General features: G+C 61.1%; 15 protein-coding genes. All 15 read right to left on the reverse strand.

Features of this window, described 5'->3' with window-relative positions:
• Window positions 1–61 precede the first annotated feature (61 nt).
• The 15 genes from ftsZ to mraZ all read right to left on the reverse strand — a co-directional run bounded on the left by ftsZ (window position 62) and on the right by mraZ (window position 16877).
• Window positions 62–1258, reverse strand: a complete 1197-nt coding sequence (ftsZ, locus tag HU718_RS25215) for a cell division protein FtsZ (RefSeq protein WP_007916986.1) — start codon at window positions 1256–1258, stop codon at window positions 62–64.
• 104 nt (window positions 1259–1362) lie between these two features.
• The gene (ftsA, locus tag HU718_RS25220) at window positions 1363–2622 is read right to left on the reverse strand and encodes a cell division protein FtsA (RefSeq protein ID WP_007916987.1); all 1260 of its coding nucleotides are present in this window, start codon (window positions 2620–2622) and stop codon (window positions 1363–1365) included.
• Window positions 2623–2637: 15 nt separating this feature from the next.
• A complete protein-coding gene (locus tag HU718_RS25225; protein ID WP_007916989.1) occupies window positions 2638–3504 on the reverse strand; it encodes a cell division protein FtsQ/DivIB in 867 nt (288 codons plus the stop codon).
• A 4-nt stretch (window positions 3505–3508) separates the two neighbouring features.
• Window positions 3509–4468, reverse strand: coding sequence for a D-alanine--D-alanine ligase (locus HU718_RS25230; protein WP_095123205.1), 960 nt, complete (start codon window positions 4466–4468; stop codon window positions 3509–3511).
• Window positions 4465–5925, reverse strand: coding sequence for a UDP-N-acetylmuramate--L-alanine ligase (gene murC / locus HU718_RS25235; RefSeq protein WP_150707686.1), 1461 nt, complete (start codon window positions 5923–5925; stop codon window positions 4465–4467). Before murC ends, HU718_RS25230 begins: the two co-directional genes overlap by 4 nt.
• Window positions 5918–6988, reverse strand: coding sequence for an undecaprenyldiphospho-muramoylpentapeptide beta-N-acetylglucosaminyltransferase (gene murG, locus HU718_RS25240; protein WP_007916994.1), 1071 nt, complete (start codon window positions 6986–6988; stop codon window positions 5918–5920). Before murG ends, murC begins: the two co-directional genes overlap by 8 nt.
• Window positions 6978–8195, reverse strand: a complete 1218-nt coding sequence (gene ftsW / locus HU718_RS25245; protein ID WP_016987575.1) for a putative lipid II flippase FtsW — start codon at window positions 8193–8195, stop codon at window positions 6978–6980. The genes murG and ftsW overlap by 11 nt, the downstream gene beginning before the upstream one ends.
• Window positions 8192–9538, reverse strand: a complete 1347-nt coding sequence (gene murD, locus HU718_RS25250; protein ID WP_134177976.1) for a UDP-N-acetylmuramoyl-L-alanine--D-glutamate ligase — start codon at window positions 9536–9538, stop codon at window positions 8192–8194. The genes ftsW and murD overlap by 4 nt, the downstream gene beginning before the upstream one ends.
• Window positions 9539–9543: 5 nt before the next feature.
• Entirely contained in the window at window positions 9544–10626 is a 1083-nt protein-coding gene (gene mraY / locus HU718_RS25255) for a phospho-N-acetylmuramoyl-pentapeptide-transferase (protein WP_007917000.1), read from the reverse strand.
• Window positions 10626–11993 carry a UDP-N-acetylmuramoyl-tripeptide--D-alanyl-D-alanine ligase gene (locus tag HU718_RS25260; RefSeq protein WP_186616627.1) on the reverse strand — a complete coding sequence of 456 codons (1368 nt, stop codon included), beginning with the start codon at window positions 11991–11993 and terminating at the stop codon, window positions 10626–10628. Before HU718_RS25260 ends, mraY begins: the two co-directional genes overlap by 1 nt.
• Window positions 11986–13449 (reverse strand): UDP-N-acetylmuramoyl-L-alanyl-D-glutamate--2,6-diaminopimelate ligase, encoded by a 1464-nt coding sequence (locus HU718_RS25265; protein WP_186616628.1) that lies wholly within the window; start codon window positions 13447–13449, stop codon window positions 11986–11988. The genes HU718_RS25260 and HU718_RS25265 overlap by 8 nt, the downstream gene beginning before the upstream one ends.
• Complete coding sequence (locus tag HU718_RS25270; protein WP_186616636.1) at window positions 13449–15188, reverse strand: peptidoglycan D,D-transpeptidase FtsI family protein; 1740 nt, start codon at window positions 15186–15188, stop codon at window positions 13449–13451. Before HU718_RS25270 ends, HU718_RS25265 begins: the two co-directional genes overlap by 1 nt.
• Window positions 15188–15481 carry a cell division protein FtsL gene (gene ftsL, locus HU718_RS25275; protein ID WP_095123194.1) on the reverse strand — a complete coding sequence of 98 codons (294 nt, stop codon included), beginning with the start codon at window positions 15479–15481 and terminating at the stop codon, window positions 15188–15190. Before ftsL ends, HU718_RS25270 begins: the two co-directional genes overlap by 1 nt.
• On the reverse strand, window positions 15478–16425 hold the full coding sequence (gene rsmH, locus HU718_RS25280; protein ID WP_007917010.1) for a 16S rRNA (cytosine(1402)-N(4))-methyltransferase RsmH: 948 nt from the start codon (window positions 16423–16425) through the stop codon (window positions 15478–15480). The genes ftsL and rsmH overlap by 4 nt, the downstream gene beginning before the upstream one ends.
• Window positions 16422–16877 (reverse strand): division/cell wall cluster transcriptional repressor MraZ, encoded by a 456-nt coding sequence (gene mraZ / locus HU718_RS25285; RefSeq protein WP_186616629.1) that lies wholly within the window; start codon window positions 16875–16877, stop codon window positions 16422–16424. Before mraZ ends, rsmH begins: the two co-directional genes overlap by 4 nt.
• Window positions 16878–17174 lie beyond the last annotated feature (297 nt).

The following is a 17174-nucleotide window of genomic DNA, read 5'->3' on the forward strand; positions in this document are numbered from 1 at the left end:
GATGATAGCAGACCATGCCTTTGCTGAACACCAATCACCTTCATAGCCCTGATACATTCCATCAATCGGCCTGACGACGCAGGAAAGCCGGGATGTCCAGGTAGTCCAGATCATCTTGCGGATTCATCTTCGCGGCAGCCGCAGCACCGGCCTGAGCCTGGTTGCGCATGACGGTCGGACGGTCCAGATCACGGTAGTTGACCGCTGGCGCTTCCTGACGGGCCGCAGCCGGTTGTTGCACCTGGGCGGAAGCCATGGAGGTGTGAACGGTGTTGTCGATGACCTTCACAGGCTTCTCGATTTTCGCGCCCAGACCAGTGGCAACCACAGTCACGTGCAGCTCGTCGCGCATGTCCGGATCGATAACGGTACCGACCTTGACCATCGCGTGCTCGGAAGCGAAGGCTTCGATGATGCTACCCACGTCGGAGTACTCACCCAGAGACAGGTCAGGACCGGCGGTGATGTTCACCAGGATGCCGCGTGCGCCTTGCAGGTTCACGTCTTCCAGCAACGGGTTGCGGATCGCCGCTTCAGTGGCTTCACGTGCACGGTTCGGACCGCTGGCGCAGCCAGTGCCCATCATCGCCATGCCCATTTCGCTCATCACGGTACGTACGTCGGCGAAGTCGACGTTGATCATGCCCGGACGCTTGATGATGTCGGAGATACCGCGAACGGCACCGGCCAGTACATCGTCGGCCTTGGCGAAAGCCGACAAGAGGCTTGCGTCTTTACCGAGGATGGTCAGCAGCTTCTCGTTGGGAATGGTGATCAACGAGTCGACGCTTTCCGAGAGCATGCGGATGCCTTCGTCGGCGATCTGCATACGCTTGCGGCCTTCGAACGGGAACGGACGCGTTACTACCGCAACGGTCAGAATGCCCATTTCCTTGGCCACTTCGGCGATGATCGGCGCAGCACCGGTACCGGTACCGCCGCCCATGCCAGTGGTGATGAACACCATGTTGGTGCCCTGCAGGACTTCGGCAATGCGCTCACGGTCTTCGAGAGCGGCCTGACGACCTACTTCAGGGTTGGCGCCAGCGCCCAGACCTTTGGTCACGCCGGTGCCCAGTTGCAGAATGGTACGCGCGCCGATGTTTTTCAGCGCTTGAGCATCAGTGTTGGCGCAGATGAATTCAACGCCTTCGATGTTGCTCTTGACCATGTGATTGACAGCGTTGCCGCCGCCACCGCCAACACCGATAACTTTGATTACCGGGCTTGCGGGGATGTTGTCTACGAGTTCGAACATTTTCCCTCTCCTTACATTCTCTAGTTTTTTCGCCTACTGCATTTTTGTTGCGGTGCATCTACTGCTACTGCTTGCCGCTCGAAGCTTGTCGCTTCCAGCTGCTTTTAAAAGTTGCCTTGAACCCACTTCTTCAATCGGTCCAGCAACGGCGCCTGTGGCTCTTCGTTGCTGTAGCTGTCGCGGCTGCCGATGCCGGAGAACGAAACCCCGTCGGACTGCTTTTGCAGGCCGTACATCAACAAACCCACGCCAGTGGAATAAATCGGGTTGCGCACCACGTCATCCAGACCTTTCACGCCATGCGGCACACCGAGGCGTACCGGCATGTGGAAGATTTCTTCGGCCAGTTCAGTGGCGCCTTCCATCTTCGAGGTACCGCCGGTGAGGACGATGCCAGCCGGGATCAGGTCTTCGTAGCCGCTGCGACGCAGTTCGGCCTGAATCAGCGTGAACAGTTCGTCGTAACGCGGCTCGACCACTTCGGCCAGGGCCTGACGCGACAGTTCGCGCGGTGGACGGTCGCCGACGCTCGGCACCTTGATGGTTTCACCGGCACCGGCCAGTTTCGCCAGGGCGCAGGCGTAACGGATCTTGATCTCTTCGGCGTACTGGGTCGGGGTGCGCAACGCCATGGCGATGTCGTTGGTCACCTGATCACCGGCAATCGGGATCACCGCGGTATGACGGATAGCGCCTTCGGTGAAGATCGCGATGTCGGTGGTGCCGCCGCCGATGTCGACCAGGCACACGCCCAGTTCTTTCTCGTCATCGGTCAGTACCGAGTAGGCCGAGGCCAGTTGCTCGAGAATGATGTCGTCGATTTCCAGACCGCAGCGACGCACGCATTTTTCAATGTTCTGGGCGGCGTTGACGGCGCAGGTGACCACGTGAACCTTGGCTTCCAGGCGTACGCCGGACATGCCCAGTGGCTCGCGCACGCCTTCCTGGTTATCGATCACGTAATCCTGCGGCAGGGTGTGCAGCACGCGCTGGTCAGCCGGGATCGCCACGGCCTGAGCAGCGTCGAGGACGCGTTCAAGGTCAGCCGAGCTGACTTCGCGATCACGGATCGCGACGATGCCGTGGGAGTTCAGGCTGCGGATGTGATTGCCCGCCACGCCGACGAACGCCGAGTGAATGCGGCAGCCCGCCATCAGTTGGGCTTCTTCGATCGCGCGCTGGATCGATTGCACGGTGGACTCGATGTTGACCACCACGCCCTTCTTCAGGCCACGGGACGGATGGGTACCGATCCCGACGATTTCCAGCGAGCCGTCGTCGGAGACCTCGCCGACCAGCGCCACCACCTTGGAGGTGCCGATATCGAGACCGACGATCATTTTGCCGCTTTGCACGTTTGCCATGGGTCCTGCCTCTTCTTAATTCTTTGCGACAGCGGGTTGGGCTGTCGTCGGCGCTACTGGTTCCCGCCAGCCAACAGCGAGGCCGTTGGCGTAGCGCAGATCGATGCGCGCAATGTTCGTAATCTGGTCTTTAAGCGTCTTGTCATAGATGGCGATAAAACGGCGCATCTTTTCCACCAGGTTGCCGCGTCCCAGCAGCAACTCGATGCCGGGGCCAGAACTGCCGGCACCGGTGGTCAGGAACCAACTCCCGCGTTCACGCAGTTCCAGGCGTGCGATCGAGAAGCCCAACGGCCGCAGCATCTGGCTCAGCACCTGATACTGCTGCATCACTTGCTGCTGAGCCCGTTGTGGGCCGAACAGCTGTGGCAAATGTTCGTAGTTCGCCAGCTCCTTTGGCGTAAACGCCTGGCCCTGGTTGTTCAGTAACGACTCGTCGCCCCAACGCGCCACTGGCAGTTGCTCTTCGAGGCGGATCACCACCTGGTCCGGCCACACGCGACGGACTTCGGCGTGGGCGATCCACGGCATCTGCTCAAGCTCGGTGCGCATGCCGGCCAGGTCGATGGTGAAGAAGCTCGACGCCACATACGGGGCGATCCGCTGCTGCACCGCTTGCTGGCTGATGTAGCTGAGGTCGCCCTGCACGGCGATCTTGGTGATCGGCCGGTCAGCGTACGGCAGCAAACGCGTTGCGCCTTCGTAAGTACCAAAGCCCAGCACCACCAACAGCACCGGCCAGAACAGACTTTTCAGAAAGCTGAAATTGGCTTTCGGCAGGCGCGCGGACATCGGCTCTTTCGCCACCATTCGGCTGGCACCCCGTGGCACCGGCTTGCGGCCGGGTGCGGGAGGCTGATGTCGGAGCTGAGCGCCTTGCATCGTCTTAACCTCGAGCGTCTTCAACACTGGCGGCCAGAATGGCCAGAACCAGTTGCTGGAAATCCAGACCGGCCGCACGCGCGGCCATCGGTACCAGACTGTGATCGGTCATGCCCGGAGCGGTGTTCACTTCCAGAAACCAGAACTGCCCGTCGGCGTCCTGCATCACGTCCGCCCTGCCCCAACCGGCAATACCCAGCGCCTCACAGGCCTTGGCCGTGAGATCCATGAGTTCCTGTTCCTTGGCGGCATCCAGCCCGCACGGAATGCGGTACTGGGTATCGTTGGCGATGTACTTGGCGTCGTAGTCGTAGAACGTGTGCGGTGTACCCAGGGCGATAGGAGGCAACACCTGGTCACGCAGGGTGGCGATGGTGAACTCCGGACCTTGAATCCATTGCTCAACCAAGACTTGCGAATCGTAGGTACTGGCCGCTTTCCATGCGTCGATCAACTCGGACGCAGAACTCACTTTGGCCATCCCGATACTTGAACCTTCATGCGCCGGTTTGACGATCAAAGGGAAGCCCAGTTCCGTCGCCGCCGAAATACAATCGGCTTCGCTGCACAGCACGGCGTGACGCGGCGTCGGAATCCCGAGGCTGTGCCAGACCTGCTTGGTGCGCAGTTTGTCCATGGCCAATGCCGAGGCCAGAATGCCACTGCCGGTGTACGGAATGCCCGCCACTTCGAGCAGGCCCTGCATGGAGCCGTCTTCACCGCCACGGCCGTGAAGAATGATGAAGGCGCGGTCGATCTTTTCGCTGAGCAGACGTTGCAGAATGTCGTCGCCAACGTCGATGCCGAACGCGTCCACGCCAGCGCTTTGCAGCGCGTCGAGCACGGCGTTACCGGATTTCAGCGAAACCTCACGCTCGGCACTCAGGCCACCGAAGAGCACGGCGACGCGGCCGAAGTCTTTCGGCGCGATGGTGGAGAACAGGTTGGCGTAGGCAGCAGTCATTTCAACTTCCCCTCGACCGACGCCGCCACGGCGCCAGCGAACAATTCACTTTTCAACAGCTTCGGCGCGAGACCGCCGATATCACCAGCGCCCTGGCACAGCAGGATGTCGCCGGCACGCAGCAGCGGCTTGACCAGCGGCGCCAGATCGACGCCACGCTCGATGTAGATCGGGTCGAGCTGACCGCGCTGACGGATGCTGTTGCACAGCTTGCGGCTGTCGGCGCCCGGGATCGGCTCTTCGCCGGCCGGATAGACTTCCATCAGCAGCAGCACGTTGGCGTCGGCCAATACATTGACGAAGTCGTCGTACAGATCGCGGGTGCGGCTGTAGCGGTGCGGCTGGTAGACCATCACCAGACGGCGCTCCGGCCAGCCACCGCGCACGGCTTTGATCACTGCAGCGACTTCGGTCGGGTGGTGACCGTAGTCGTCGACCAGCATCACGTTGCCGCCGTCGACCGGCAGTTCGCCATAGACCTGGAAGCGTCGACCGACACCCTGGAAGCCAGAGAGGCCCTGGACGATGGCTTCATCGCTGACGCCTTCGTCGGTGGCGATGCAAATGGTCGCCAGCGAATTGAGCACGTTGTGGTTGCCCGGCATGTTCACGGAAACATCCAGCGGCTCACGATCCGGACGCAACACGGTGAAGAAGGTCTGCATGCCTTGCTGGCGAATATTGATCGCGCGGACGTCAGCGTCTTCGCTGAAGCCGTAGGTCACGGTCGGACGTTTCACCAGCGGCAGGATTTCGCGCACTACAGGATCGTCCAGGCACATCACTGCCAAACCGTAGAACGGCAGGTTGTGCAGGAACTCGACGAAGGTTTTCTTCAGCTTGTTGAAGTCACCGTCGTAGGTCGCCATGTGGTCGGCGTCGATGTTGGTGACCACGGCCACCAGCGGTTGCAGGTGCAGGAAACTCGCATCGCTTTCATCGGCTTCGGCGATCAGGTAACGGCTGGTGCCGAGCTGGGCATTGGTGCCCGCTGCATTCAGACGACCACCAATCACGAACGTCGGGTCCAGACCACCAGCGGCGAACACCGAAGCGATCAGGCTGGTGGTGGTGGTTTTGCCGTGCGTACCGGCGACGGCGATGCCGTGGCGATAGCGCATCAGTTCGGCAAGCATTTCTGCGCGCGGCACCACCGGGATACGACGCTCAAGCGCAGTCGCGACTTCCGGGTTGGAGGTGTTCACAGCGCTCGACACCACCAGCACATCGGCGGCAGCGGCGTTCTCGGCACGGTGGCCGATGAAGATCTGCGCGCCGAACGATTCCAGACGCTCGGTCACCGGCGACGCTTTCAGGTCGGAACCGGACACTTGGTAGCCCAGGTTCAACAACACTTCGGCAATCCCGCACATGCCCACGCCGCCGATACCGACGAAGTGGATGCGACGGATGCGGCGCATTTCCGGTTGCGGCATGGCTTTCTGATTCTCAACCATGGGCCACCTCCAGACAGGTATCGACCACACTACGAGTGGCATCGGGTTTCGCCAGACGGCGGGCCGCTTGGGCCATATCTTCGAGTCGTTGCGGTTGCATCAAGACCTCTGTCAGGCGCGCGGCAAGGTCCGCGGCACCAGTCGTTCTTTGCGGCATCAGGAAGGCAGCGCCTTCGCGGGCCAAATAATCGGCGTTGCGGGTCTGGTGATCGTCGATCGCGTGGGGCAAAGGCACCAGCATCGAGGGCAGACCGGCGGCAGCCAGCTCACTGATGGTCAACGCGCCTGCGCGGCACACCACCAGGTCAGCCCAGCCATAGGCCTGGGCCATGTCTTTGATGAACGGCTGCACCTGCGCTTCCACGCCGGCGGCGCGGTAGCGCTCTGCAGTCACTTCATCGTGGTTTTTGCCGGCCTGATGGAACACTTCCGGGCGCAAGTCGGCAGCGACTTGGGCCAGGGCTTCAGGCAGCAACTTGTTCAACGGTTCTGCGCCAAGGCTTCCGCCGAGGATCAGCAAACGCGCTTTGCGACCGGCCAGGGCAGGTCGCGATGTGTCGAGGAACAGCTCGCTGCGCACCGGATTCCCGGTGGTACGGCGGGTGTCCGACAGAGTAAAGGTGTCGGGGAACGCTTCACACACTCGGGCGGCGAACGGCACCAGCAACCGATTGGCGGTGCCGGCCACGGCGTTCTGCTCGTGAACGATCACCGGCACGCCGGCCAGTTTCGCGGCAAGACCACCGGGGCCAGTCACATAACCACCGAAGCCGACCACACACACTGGCTTCAAGCGACGAATGATCGCGCGCGCCTGCCACACTGATTTCAGCAGCATGAACGGCGCCTTGAGCAGCGACAGCTTGCCCTTGCCGCGCAGGCCGGTGGCGTTGATGCGGTGCAGTTCCAGCCCTGCGGCCGGCACCAGTTCGTTCTCGATCCCGCGTGGCGTGCCGAGCCAGTGCACGGTGTAGCCGCGCGCCTGAAACTCGCGGGCACAGGCCAGCGCCGGGAACACGTGGCCGCCGGTACCGCCGGCCATGATCAATACGTTAGCGCCCATGATTCGGCTCCTCGGCGAAGTCGCTCTCATGGAATTCCATCTCTTCACTGCCCAGATGGGTTCGACTCTCCCACTCGATCCTCAATAACAATCCGAGACAGGCGCAGCAGATCACCAACGAACTGCCGCCGTAACTGAGGAACGGCAAGGTCAGACCTTTGGTTGGCAACAAGCCGACGTTCACCCCGATGTTGATCAGGAACTGACCAATCCACAGGAACGACAAACCGTACGCCACATAAGCGGCGAAGAACTGTTTGGCTTTCTCCGCCCACAGGCCGATGTACATGCCGCGAATACACACGAACACGAACAGCGCGACGGTGCACAGCGAACCCACCGCGCCGAGTTCTTCAGCCAATACCGAGAACACGAAGTCGGTGTGCGCTTCCGGCAGGTAGAACTGCTTCTGCACGCTGTTGCCCAGACCAACGCCTAGCCATTCACCGCGACCAAACGCGATCAAGGCTTGCGACAACTGATAGCCGGCACCGAACTGGTCGGCCCACGGGTCGGCGAAGTTGGTCAGACGCGCCATACGATACGGCTGCATCTGAATCAGCAAGACCACGGCCCCGACCGCCAATACCACCATCAGCGAGAAGCGGAACAACCCGACCCCGCCGAGGAACAGCATCGCCGCCGCAGCCCCCATCATCACTACGGTGGCACCGAAGTCCGGCTCCATCAGCAGCAGGCCCGCCATCGGCAGCAGCACGATGAACGGCTTGAAGAAGCCCATCCAGCTCTCGCGCACTTCCTTTTGACGGCGCACCAGATAACCGGCGAGGTAGATCACCACGAATACTTTGGCGATTTCCGACGGCTGCACGTTGAAGAAGCTGAAACCGATCCAGCGCATCGATCCGTTCACTTCTCGTCCGATGCCAGGAATGATCACCATCACCAGCAAGCCAAACGCACCGATCAGCATCAGCCAGCCGAGGCGTTGCCAGGTGGCGATCGGGATCATCATGGTGACGATGCACGCGCCCAGGCCGAGCACCACATAAATAAGGTGGCGAATCATGTAATACAGCGGACTGCCCGACTGCGCGGCTGCCACTTCGGTGGACGCCGAGGCAATCATGATCAGGCCGAGACCGAGCAGCGCCAGGCAACCGGCGAGCATCGGAAAATCGAGATCGATGCCGCGTCCGGTGATGATCGGCGACGGGTACGGCTTGATGATATTGAACAGACTCATGCCAGATCCTCCACAGCGCGGACGAACTGGTGACCACGGTCTTCGTAATTCTTGAACATGTCGAAACTGGCGCAGGCCGGCGACAGCAGCACCACATCACCCGGCTGGGCGGCGGCGCGGCATTGCGCAACGGCGTCGACCAGTGAGGTCGCGCGAATCAACGGCACGGCATCACCGATGGCATCGCCGATCTTGTCGGAGTCACGGCCCATCAGGATCACGGCGCGGCAGTTGGCCGCCACCGGATCACGCAGATCGTTGAATTCGGCACCCTTGCCATCGCCACCGGCGATCAGGATGACCTTGCCGTCGATGTCCGCGCCCAAGCCTTCGATGGCGGCCAATGCGGCGCCAACGTTGGTCGCTTTGGAGTCGTTGTAATACGCCACGCCATCGAGATCACGCACCCACTGGCAGCGATGTTCGAGGCCGGCGAAGGTACGCAAGGCCGAGAGCATGGCGTCGAACGGCAAGCCCACGGCATGCCCAAGCGCCAATGCCGCGAGGGCGTTGGACTGGTTATGGGCGCCGCGAATCTTCAGTTCACGCACCGGCATCAGGTTCTGGAATTCGAAGGCCAGATACTTCTCGCCGTCTTCTTCGCGGATACCGAAGGCTTTGAAATCCGGTTTGCTCAGACCGAAGGTCCAGCACGGCTGGCCCTCGCCCATCAACGGACGGGTCAGCGCATCCTGACGGTTGACCACAAACTGCTTCGCGCCACGGAAGATACGGTGCTTGGCCAAGTGGTACGCCGGCAGACCGCTGTAGCGATCCATGTGGTCTTCGCTGATGTTCAGCACGGTGGCCACTTCAGCGTTGAGCTGGTCGGTGGTTTCCAGCTGGAAACTCGACAGTTCCATCACGTACAGCTCGACGTCGTCGCTGAGCAGGTCCAACGCCGGGGTGCCGAGGTTGCCGCCGACGGCGACGCGTTTGCCGGCCGCAGCCGCCATCTCGCCGACCAGGGTGGTGACGGTGCTCTTCGCGTTGGAACCGCTGATGGCCACGATCGGCGCCCGCGCGTTACGCGCGAACAGCTCGATGTCGCCGGACAGTTTCACGCCACGGGCCGCGGCGGCTTGCAGGGCCGGGGTCGCCAGCGCCAGGCCGGGGCTCACGTAGAGCTCGTCGGCACGGCAGAGGAATTCGACGTCCAGCTCGCCACAACGCACTTCCACGTGCGGATAGTCACGCTTGAGCGTGGCCAGTTCCGGTGGATTTTCCCGCGTATCGGCGACGGCAAACGACGTGCCCCGGTTCGCCAGGAAGCGAACCAGGGACATGCCGCTCTTGCCGAGGCCGACAACGATGCGGAAGTGGTCAGAAGCGATCAGAGACACTCGTTCTACCTCAGCTTCAGGGTGGCAAGGCCGATCAACACGAGAATCACGGTGATGATCCAGAAACGGACGATCACGCGCGGCTCGGGCCAGCCCTTGAGTTCAAAATGGTGGTGTATCGGTGCCATGCGGAACACACGGCGACCGGTCAGCTTAAAGGACGCAACCTGAATGACGACTGACAGGGTTTCCATCACGAACACGCCGCCCATGATGAACAGGACGATTTCCTGACGGACGATCACCGCGATGGTGCCCAGTGCCGCGCCGAGTGCCAGGGCACCGACGTCACCCATGAACACTTGCGCCGGATAGGTGTTGAACCAGAGGAAGCCGAGACCGGCACCGATCAGCGCGCCGCAGAACACGATCAGTTCGCCCGCCCCCGGCACATAAGGAATCAGCAGGTATTCGGCGAATTTCACGTTACCCGACAGGTAGCAGAAAATGCCGAGGCCACCACCAACCATCACGGTCGGCATGATCGCCAGACCGTCGAGGCCGTCAGTCAAGTTGACCGCGTTGCTCGAACCGACGATCACGAAGTAGGTCAGCACGATGAAACCGAGGCCCAGCGGAATGCTGTAGTCCTTGAGCATCGGCAGGATCAGCGTGGTTTCCACCGGGGTGGAAGCGGTCATATAAAGGAAGATCGCCGCGCCGAGGCCGAACACCGACTGCCAGAAATACTTCCAGCGGCTCGGCAAGCCACGGGAGTTCTTCTCGATGACTTTGCGGTAATCGTCGACCCAGCCGATGGCGCCGAACAACAGCGTCACCAACAGAACAGTCCAGACGTAGCGGTTGCTCAGGTCAGCCCAAAGCAGAGTGCTGACGCCGATCGAAGACAGAATCAGCGCGCCGCCCATGGTCGGGGTGCCCGACTTGGACAGGTGCGATTGCGGACCGTCGTTACGCACGGATTGACCGATCTGACGGTTCTGCAAAGTGCGGATCATCCACGGGCCATAGCACAGCGACAAAACCAGCGCGGTCAGTACACCGAGAATCCCGCGCAGGGTCAGGTACTGAAAGACCGCGAAGCCTTTGTAGAACTGTTGCAGATACTCCGCTAGCAGCAGCAGCATTAATGTTTCTCCAGACTGGACCCGCACAGAGCCGCAACGATGTTTTCCATCGCTGCACTGCGCGAACCCTTGATCAAAATGGTGGTGTTTGTGTCCTGCTCGGCGTCGAGGGCCTGAATCAGTTCGGCTTGGCTGCCGAAGTGAAGCGCCTGTTCACCGAAAGCGTTTACGGCGTGAACCATGTTTGGCCCGACGGCATAAAGCGCGGAAACCTTGCCCCGGGCGTACTCGCCCACGTCGCGGTGCCCCTGCTCCGCCCAATCGCCCAACTCGCCGATATCTCCGAGCACCAGGACGGTGCGGCCGGAAAAGCCGGCGAGTATATCAACGGCCGCGCACATCGAGGTGGGGTTTGCGTTGTAAGTGTCATCGATCACGCGCATACCGTTTTTCGCCAGTTGCGCGACGGTGCGCCCCTTGACCGGTTGCACGGCGCCAAGCCCGGTGGCGATGCCGAACAGCGACACGCCCAAGGCGTGAGCGGCAGCGGCGGCGGCCATCGCATTGGCGACGTTGTGCGTGCCGAGCAGGTTCAGTTGAACGCGCTCGACACCTTCAGGTGTGTGCAGATTGAAAGCCGGGCAACCACGCGCATCGGTGGTCAGATCGCTGGCATGGAAATCCGCCTGAGTGTTGCTCAGGGCGAACGTCAGTACTTTGCGAGCGCCGGCACGGGTCTTCCAGATACCGAAGGCCTTGTCATCGAGGTTGAGCACGGCGACGCCATCAGCCGCGAGGCCGTCGATGATTTCGCCTTTGGCTTCGACGATTTTTTCCGGACCGCCAAACTCACCAACGTGCGCGGTGCCGGCATTGTTCAGGATCGCTACGTGTGGCTTGGTCAGGCCAACGGTGTAAGCGATTTCGCCGAGGCGCGAGGCGCCCAGTTCGATCACCGCCGAAGTGTGTTCCGGGGCCAGTTCGAGCAGGGTCAGCGGCGCGCCGAGGTCGTTGTTCAGATTGCCACGGGTCGCCAGCACCGGTCCGCGCGTACGCAGGATGCTCGCGAGCATTTCCTTGACCGTGGTCTTGCCGCTGGAACCGGTGATCGCTGCGACTGGCTGAGTGAATGCAGCACGGTTCAGCGCGCCCAATTGGCCGAGGGCCTGACGGGTATCTTTCACCAGCAGTTGCGGCAAGGTGCTGTCGGCGACTTCACGCTCGACCAGCGCAGCGACGGCGCCTTTGGCGGCAACATCGTTCAAGTAGTCATGACCATCGAAACGCGGGCCGGTCAACGCAATAAACAGTTGTCCGGGCTGAATTGCACGACTGTCGATGCTGACGCCGTCGAAGCTGGCATCGGCGGCGATCAAACGTGCGTCGAGCGCGTTGGTCAGTTCGCTGAGTTTCAGGGCCTTAAGCATGGGCCACCTCCCAAGCGGTCAGGGCGTGATCAGCCTCGACCAGATCGGAGAAAGCGTGGCGCTCGCCGTTGATTTCCTGATAGTCCTCGTGACCTTTACCGGCCAGCACAATCACGTCATGCGCCGAAGCGCCGGCAATCAGTTGCGCAATCGCCTGACCACGGCCGGCGACGAAGGTGACTTTATCCACAGCCGTGAAACCGGCGCGGATGTCATCGAAAATCACTGCAGGATCTTCGGTGCGAGGGTTGTCGTCGGTGACCAGTACCTGATCGGCCAGACGCTCGACCACTTCGGCCATCAACGGACGCTTGCCGCGATCACGGTCACCGCCGCAGCCGAACAGGCACAGCAATTGACCTTTGACGTGCGGGCGCAGCGCGGTCAGAACCTTTTCCAATGCATCCGGGGTGTGGGCGTAATCGACCACCACCAACGGCTGAGTGCCACCGCCAAGACGCTGCATGCGACCGGCCGGGCCTTCGAGTTTCGGCAGTACTTTGAGAATTTCGTCGAGCGCGTAATCCAGACCGAGCAAGGCGCCGACTGCTGCCAGTACGTTGCTCAGGTTGAAGCGGCCGAGCAGCGTGCTGCGCAGATGATGCTCGCCCTGCGGCGTCACCAATGTGGCGCGCACACCGTGGTCGTCAAACTGCGCTTCGCGGCAGAACAGGTACGCGCTGCTGTCGAGCAGGCTGTAGGTGATCAGCCGCGACTCACGTTTTTCAGCGGCCAGTTGCCGGCCGAAATCGTCGTCGAGGTTGACCACGCGGCACTTCAGATCATTCCAGGCGAACAGCTTGGCCTTGGCCTCGGCGTACGCCTCCATGGTGCCGTGATAATCCAGATGATCGCGGGACAGGTTGGTCATCACCGCGACGTCGAACGCCAGCGCCGTGACCCGGCCCTGATCCAGACCGTGGGACGAGACTTCCATGGCAACGGCTTTAGCGCCGGCCTTTTTCAGGTCGCCCAAGGTCGCCTGCACGGCAATCGGATTCGGCGTGGTATGCAGACCGCTTTGCAGTGCGCCGTAGAAGCCTGACCCCAAGGTGCCGACGATGCCGCAATGCTGGCCGAGCAAATCCAGCGCCTGCGCGACCAATTGGGTCACGCTGGTCTTGCCGTTGGTGCCAGTGACGCCGATCAGGTTCAAGTGATGGCTTGGCTCGCCGTAAAAACGCCCGGCGATGTCCGACAGCTGCGCGGCCAGACCTTTGACCGGAATCAGCGGCACGTCGGTAATCGGCAGCACGGTGGCGCCTTCGACTTCATAAGCAACCGCAGCGGCGCCACGTTGCAGGGCATCGGCAATGTGCGCACGGCCATCGAATTTGCCGCCCGGCACGGCGAGGAACAGATCGCCTGCGCGCACGTTGCGGCTGTCCAGCGCCAGTTCACGGATCAACAGATCGTGGCCGGCGTGGGGGAATATCTTGTTCAGACTTAATGACATCAGCCGCGCCCTCCATTGGCTTTCAGCGGAATGACCGGGGTAGCGTTGGCTTGTTGCGTCGTCGGCAGGTTGTCCGGCGTAACGTTCATCAGGCGCAGGGTGCCGGACATCACACGGCTGAACACTGGCGCGGAAACCAGACCACCGAAGTAACCGGCCTTGGACGGTTCATCGATCACCACAACAATCGCGTAACGCGGATCGCTCATCGGGCCGAAACCGGCGAACAGCGAGCGGTAAGAGTTTTCGGCGTAGCCCTTGGTGCCCACCGAAGTCTTACGCGCAGTACCCGACTTGCCCGCCACGTGATACGCCGGCACCTGCGCACGGAACACGCCGCGCGGCGCTTCGATCACCTGAGTGAGCATGCCTTGAAGGGTTTTCGCCACGGCTTCCGGCAGCACTTGCGTGGTCTGCGGCGGCTTGTCGGTTTTGATCAGGGTCAGCGGCGCGAGACGACCGTTGTTGGCCAGCGCCGAGAACGCGTGGACGAGTTGAATCGCGGTCACGGAAATACCGTAGCCGTAGGACAGGGTCGCGGTTTCAGCCTTGCGCCAATCGCGGTAGTTCGGCAGGTTGCCGACACGTTCGCCCGGGAAGCCAAGGCCGGTGTCCTGGCCAAGACCGACTTTCTGTGCGAGGCGAAAAATGGTTTCGCCGCCGATATCGAAGGCGACCTTACTCATGCCGACGTTACTGGAATTGATCAGAATGCCGGTCAGATCGAGCACCGGCCCTTCGGTCCTGGAAACGTCCTTGATCGTGTACTTGCCGATCTGCAGAGAGCCCGGATACACCTCGACGGTGTCGCTCGGTTTCCAGCGGCCGGTTTCGATGGCGGCGGCCATCGAGATGGCTTTCATGGTCGAACCCGGTTCGAACACGTCGATCATCGCGCGGTTACGCATCATCGCCGGTTGCAGGTTGCGACGGTTGTTCGGGTTGTAGGTCGGCTGGTTGACCATGGCCAGAATCTCGCCGGTCTTGACGTCCATGATCACCAGACTGCCGGCCTTGGCGCCGTTCTCGATGATCGCGTTGCGCAGCTCGCGGTTGGCCAGGTATTGCAGACGCAGGTCAATGGACAACGCCAAGGGCTTGCCGGCCTTGGCGTTTTTGGTGACCTGGACATCCTTGATCAGCCGACCGCGCCGATCCTTGATGACCTGTCGTTTGCCCGGCACCCCGGCGAGCCATTCGTCATAAGCCAGCTCGACACCTTCACGACCGTGGTCATCGATGTCGGTAAACCCGACCATATGCGCAGTGACTTCACCGGCCGGATAGAACCGGCGGAATTCTTCGATGCCGTAGACGCCCGGCACTTTCAGGTCGAGCACAGCCTGGCCCTGTTCGGGGGTCAACCCGCGCACCAGATAAATGAATTCTTTGTTGGCCTGGGCTTCGAGGCGTTCGGTCAGGGCTTTCGGATCCTGACCCAGCGCGGCGGCGAGTGCCGGCCACTTCTCTTTCGCCGTTTGCATTTCCTTGGCGTTGGCCCACAGCGTGGTCACTGGGGTACTTACGGCCAAAGGCTCGCCGTTACGGTCGGTGATCAGACCACGGTGAGCGGGAATCGGAATGTGACGCAGGCTGCGCGCGTCGCCCTGACCTTTGAGGAAGTCACGGTCAACCACTTGCAAGTCGATGATGCGCCAGCAGATCGCCGCGACCATGATGCCGAGCAGCGCCACCATCAGGCGGAAGCGCCATGGGAACAGTGCGCCTTCAAGTTTCATCATGGCGCCACCATCTTCACGTCAGCCGCGCCAGGGATGTGCATTTTCAGTTGTTCGGTGGCCAGCACTTCGATGCGGCTGTGCGCGGTCCAGGTGCTTTGCTCGAGAATCAAGCGCCCCCACTCGGCCTGCGCCTTATCGCGCACGCTGAGTTCGTTATAAAGAGTGTTGAGCAACTGCCGGTTCCAGTGCGCGCTGTACGACACGGCGATGGCCGAGACGAGCACGCCGACAAACAGCAGCAGCATCAGAAAGCTGCCGCCGGGCAGTGGCTTGGCGAAAAGCTTGCTCACCGCAACTTCTCCGCGACGCGCATGACGGCGCTACGGGAACGTGGGTTGGCTTTGAGTTCGGCGTCGGAGGCCGTCTGCGCTTTGCCATGGACTTTGATTTTCGGTTCGAACGCGACATGGCGAACCGGCAGGTTGCGCGGCAGGTTGTCGGCTTCGCCTTTCACCAGCTTGCGCATGAACAGTTTGACGATGCGGTCTTCCAGCGAGTGGAAGCTGATCACCACCAGACGGCCGCCAACTTCCAGAGCGTCCAGGGCGGCTTCGAGGCCGGCTTCCAGATCGCCCAGTTCGTTGTTGACGTGAATGCGCAAACCCTGGAATGCACGGGTGGCCGGATTCTTGCCCTTTTCCCATGCCGGGTTGGCGACTTTCAACACTTCAGCCAGGTCGGCGGTGCGCTCGAACGGTTTGATATCGCGACGCTCGGCCACGGCACGCGCCATGCGCCCGGAGAAACGTTCTTCGCCATATTCCTTGAACACCCGGGCGATTTCTTCAGCCGGCGCGGTGTTGACGAATTCGGCAGCGCTGATGCCGCGGGACGGATCCATGCGCATGTCCAGCGGGCCATCGTTGAGGAAACTGAAGCCGCGTTCAGCGTCGTCGAGTTGCGGCGAAGACACGCCGAGGTCGAGCAGAATACCACTGACCTTGCCGCTCAGACCTTGTTCGGCAACCACCGAACCGAGCTCGGCAAAGCTGCGCTGCACAACGACAAAGCGGCCGTCTTCGGCCGCTAGCGTTTGCCCGGTGGCAATCGCTTGTGGATCTTTGTCGAATCCGATGAGCCGACCGTCCGTGCCGAGCTGGCTGAGGATCAACCGGCTGTGTCCGCCGCGCCCGAACGTGCCGTCCAGATAGCAGCCATCAGGACGTACGGCGAGAGCCTCGACGGCTTCGTCAAGCAGTACGGTGATGTGGTTAAAGCCGCTATCAATAGTCACAGGATCAAATCACGCAGTTCATCAGGCATCGCGCCCGGTTGTTGAATGGCAGCAAGGTCAGCGGCAGATACCGCATTCCATGCATCCTCGTCCCACAATTGGAACTTGTTCAGTTGGCCTACCAGCATTGCGCGCTTATCGAGCTTGGCGTATTCGCGCAAACGCGGTGGAACCAGAAAACGACCACTGCCATCGAGCTCGAGGTCGACGGCATTACCAATCAGCAAACGTTGCAGGCGACGGTTCTCTTCGCGAAGCGAAGGAAGCGCGCGCAACTTGGTTTCAATAATTTCCCACTCGTCGAGCGGATAGACACACAAACACGGATCAACGGCATCAATGGTCACGACCAGTTGGCCGGAACTGCGCGAATCGAGCTCGTCACGGTACCGGCTCGGCATAGCGAGACGGCCCTTTGCGTCGAGACTGATAGCGTTAGCTCCGCGAAACACGTCTGCGTTTCTCCAATTTTTATCGTTTTGAGCTCAAAAAACCCACTTCATGCCACTTTCCGCCACTTGCGCACACTATAGGAATGCGCCCACCACACCGTCAAGGCGCGGATTAAAGGAAAACCCTTACAGAACGGAGATTTAGGAGCATAAAAGGAGGTGCAACGAGAATCTGGCGGATACTTTTGACCAATAACTTGATGCAGCACTGAAAGCTGCGCTCGAAAGTTAAAGTAATTTGTTAAGAGTAAGATTTTTTCGGTATTACAGAAGCGCTTCTGCTGTTGATTGAAGCAA

It is taken from the genome of Pseudomonas tensinigenes (assembly GCF_014268445.2).
Lineage (GTDB): Bacteria > Pseudomonadota > Gammaproteobacteria > Pseudomonadales > Pseudomonadaceae > Aquipseudomonas > Aquipseudomonas tensinigenes.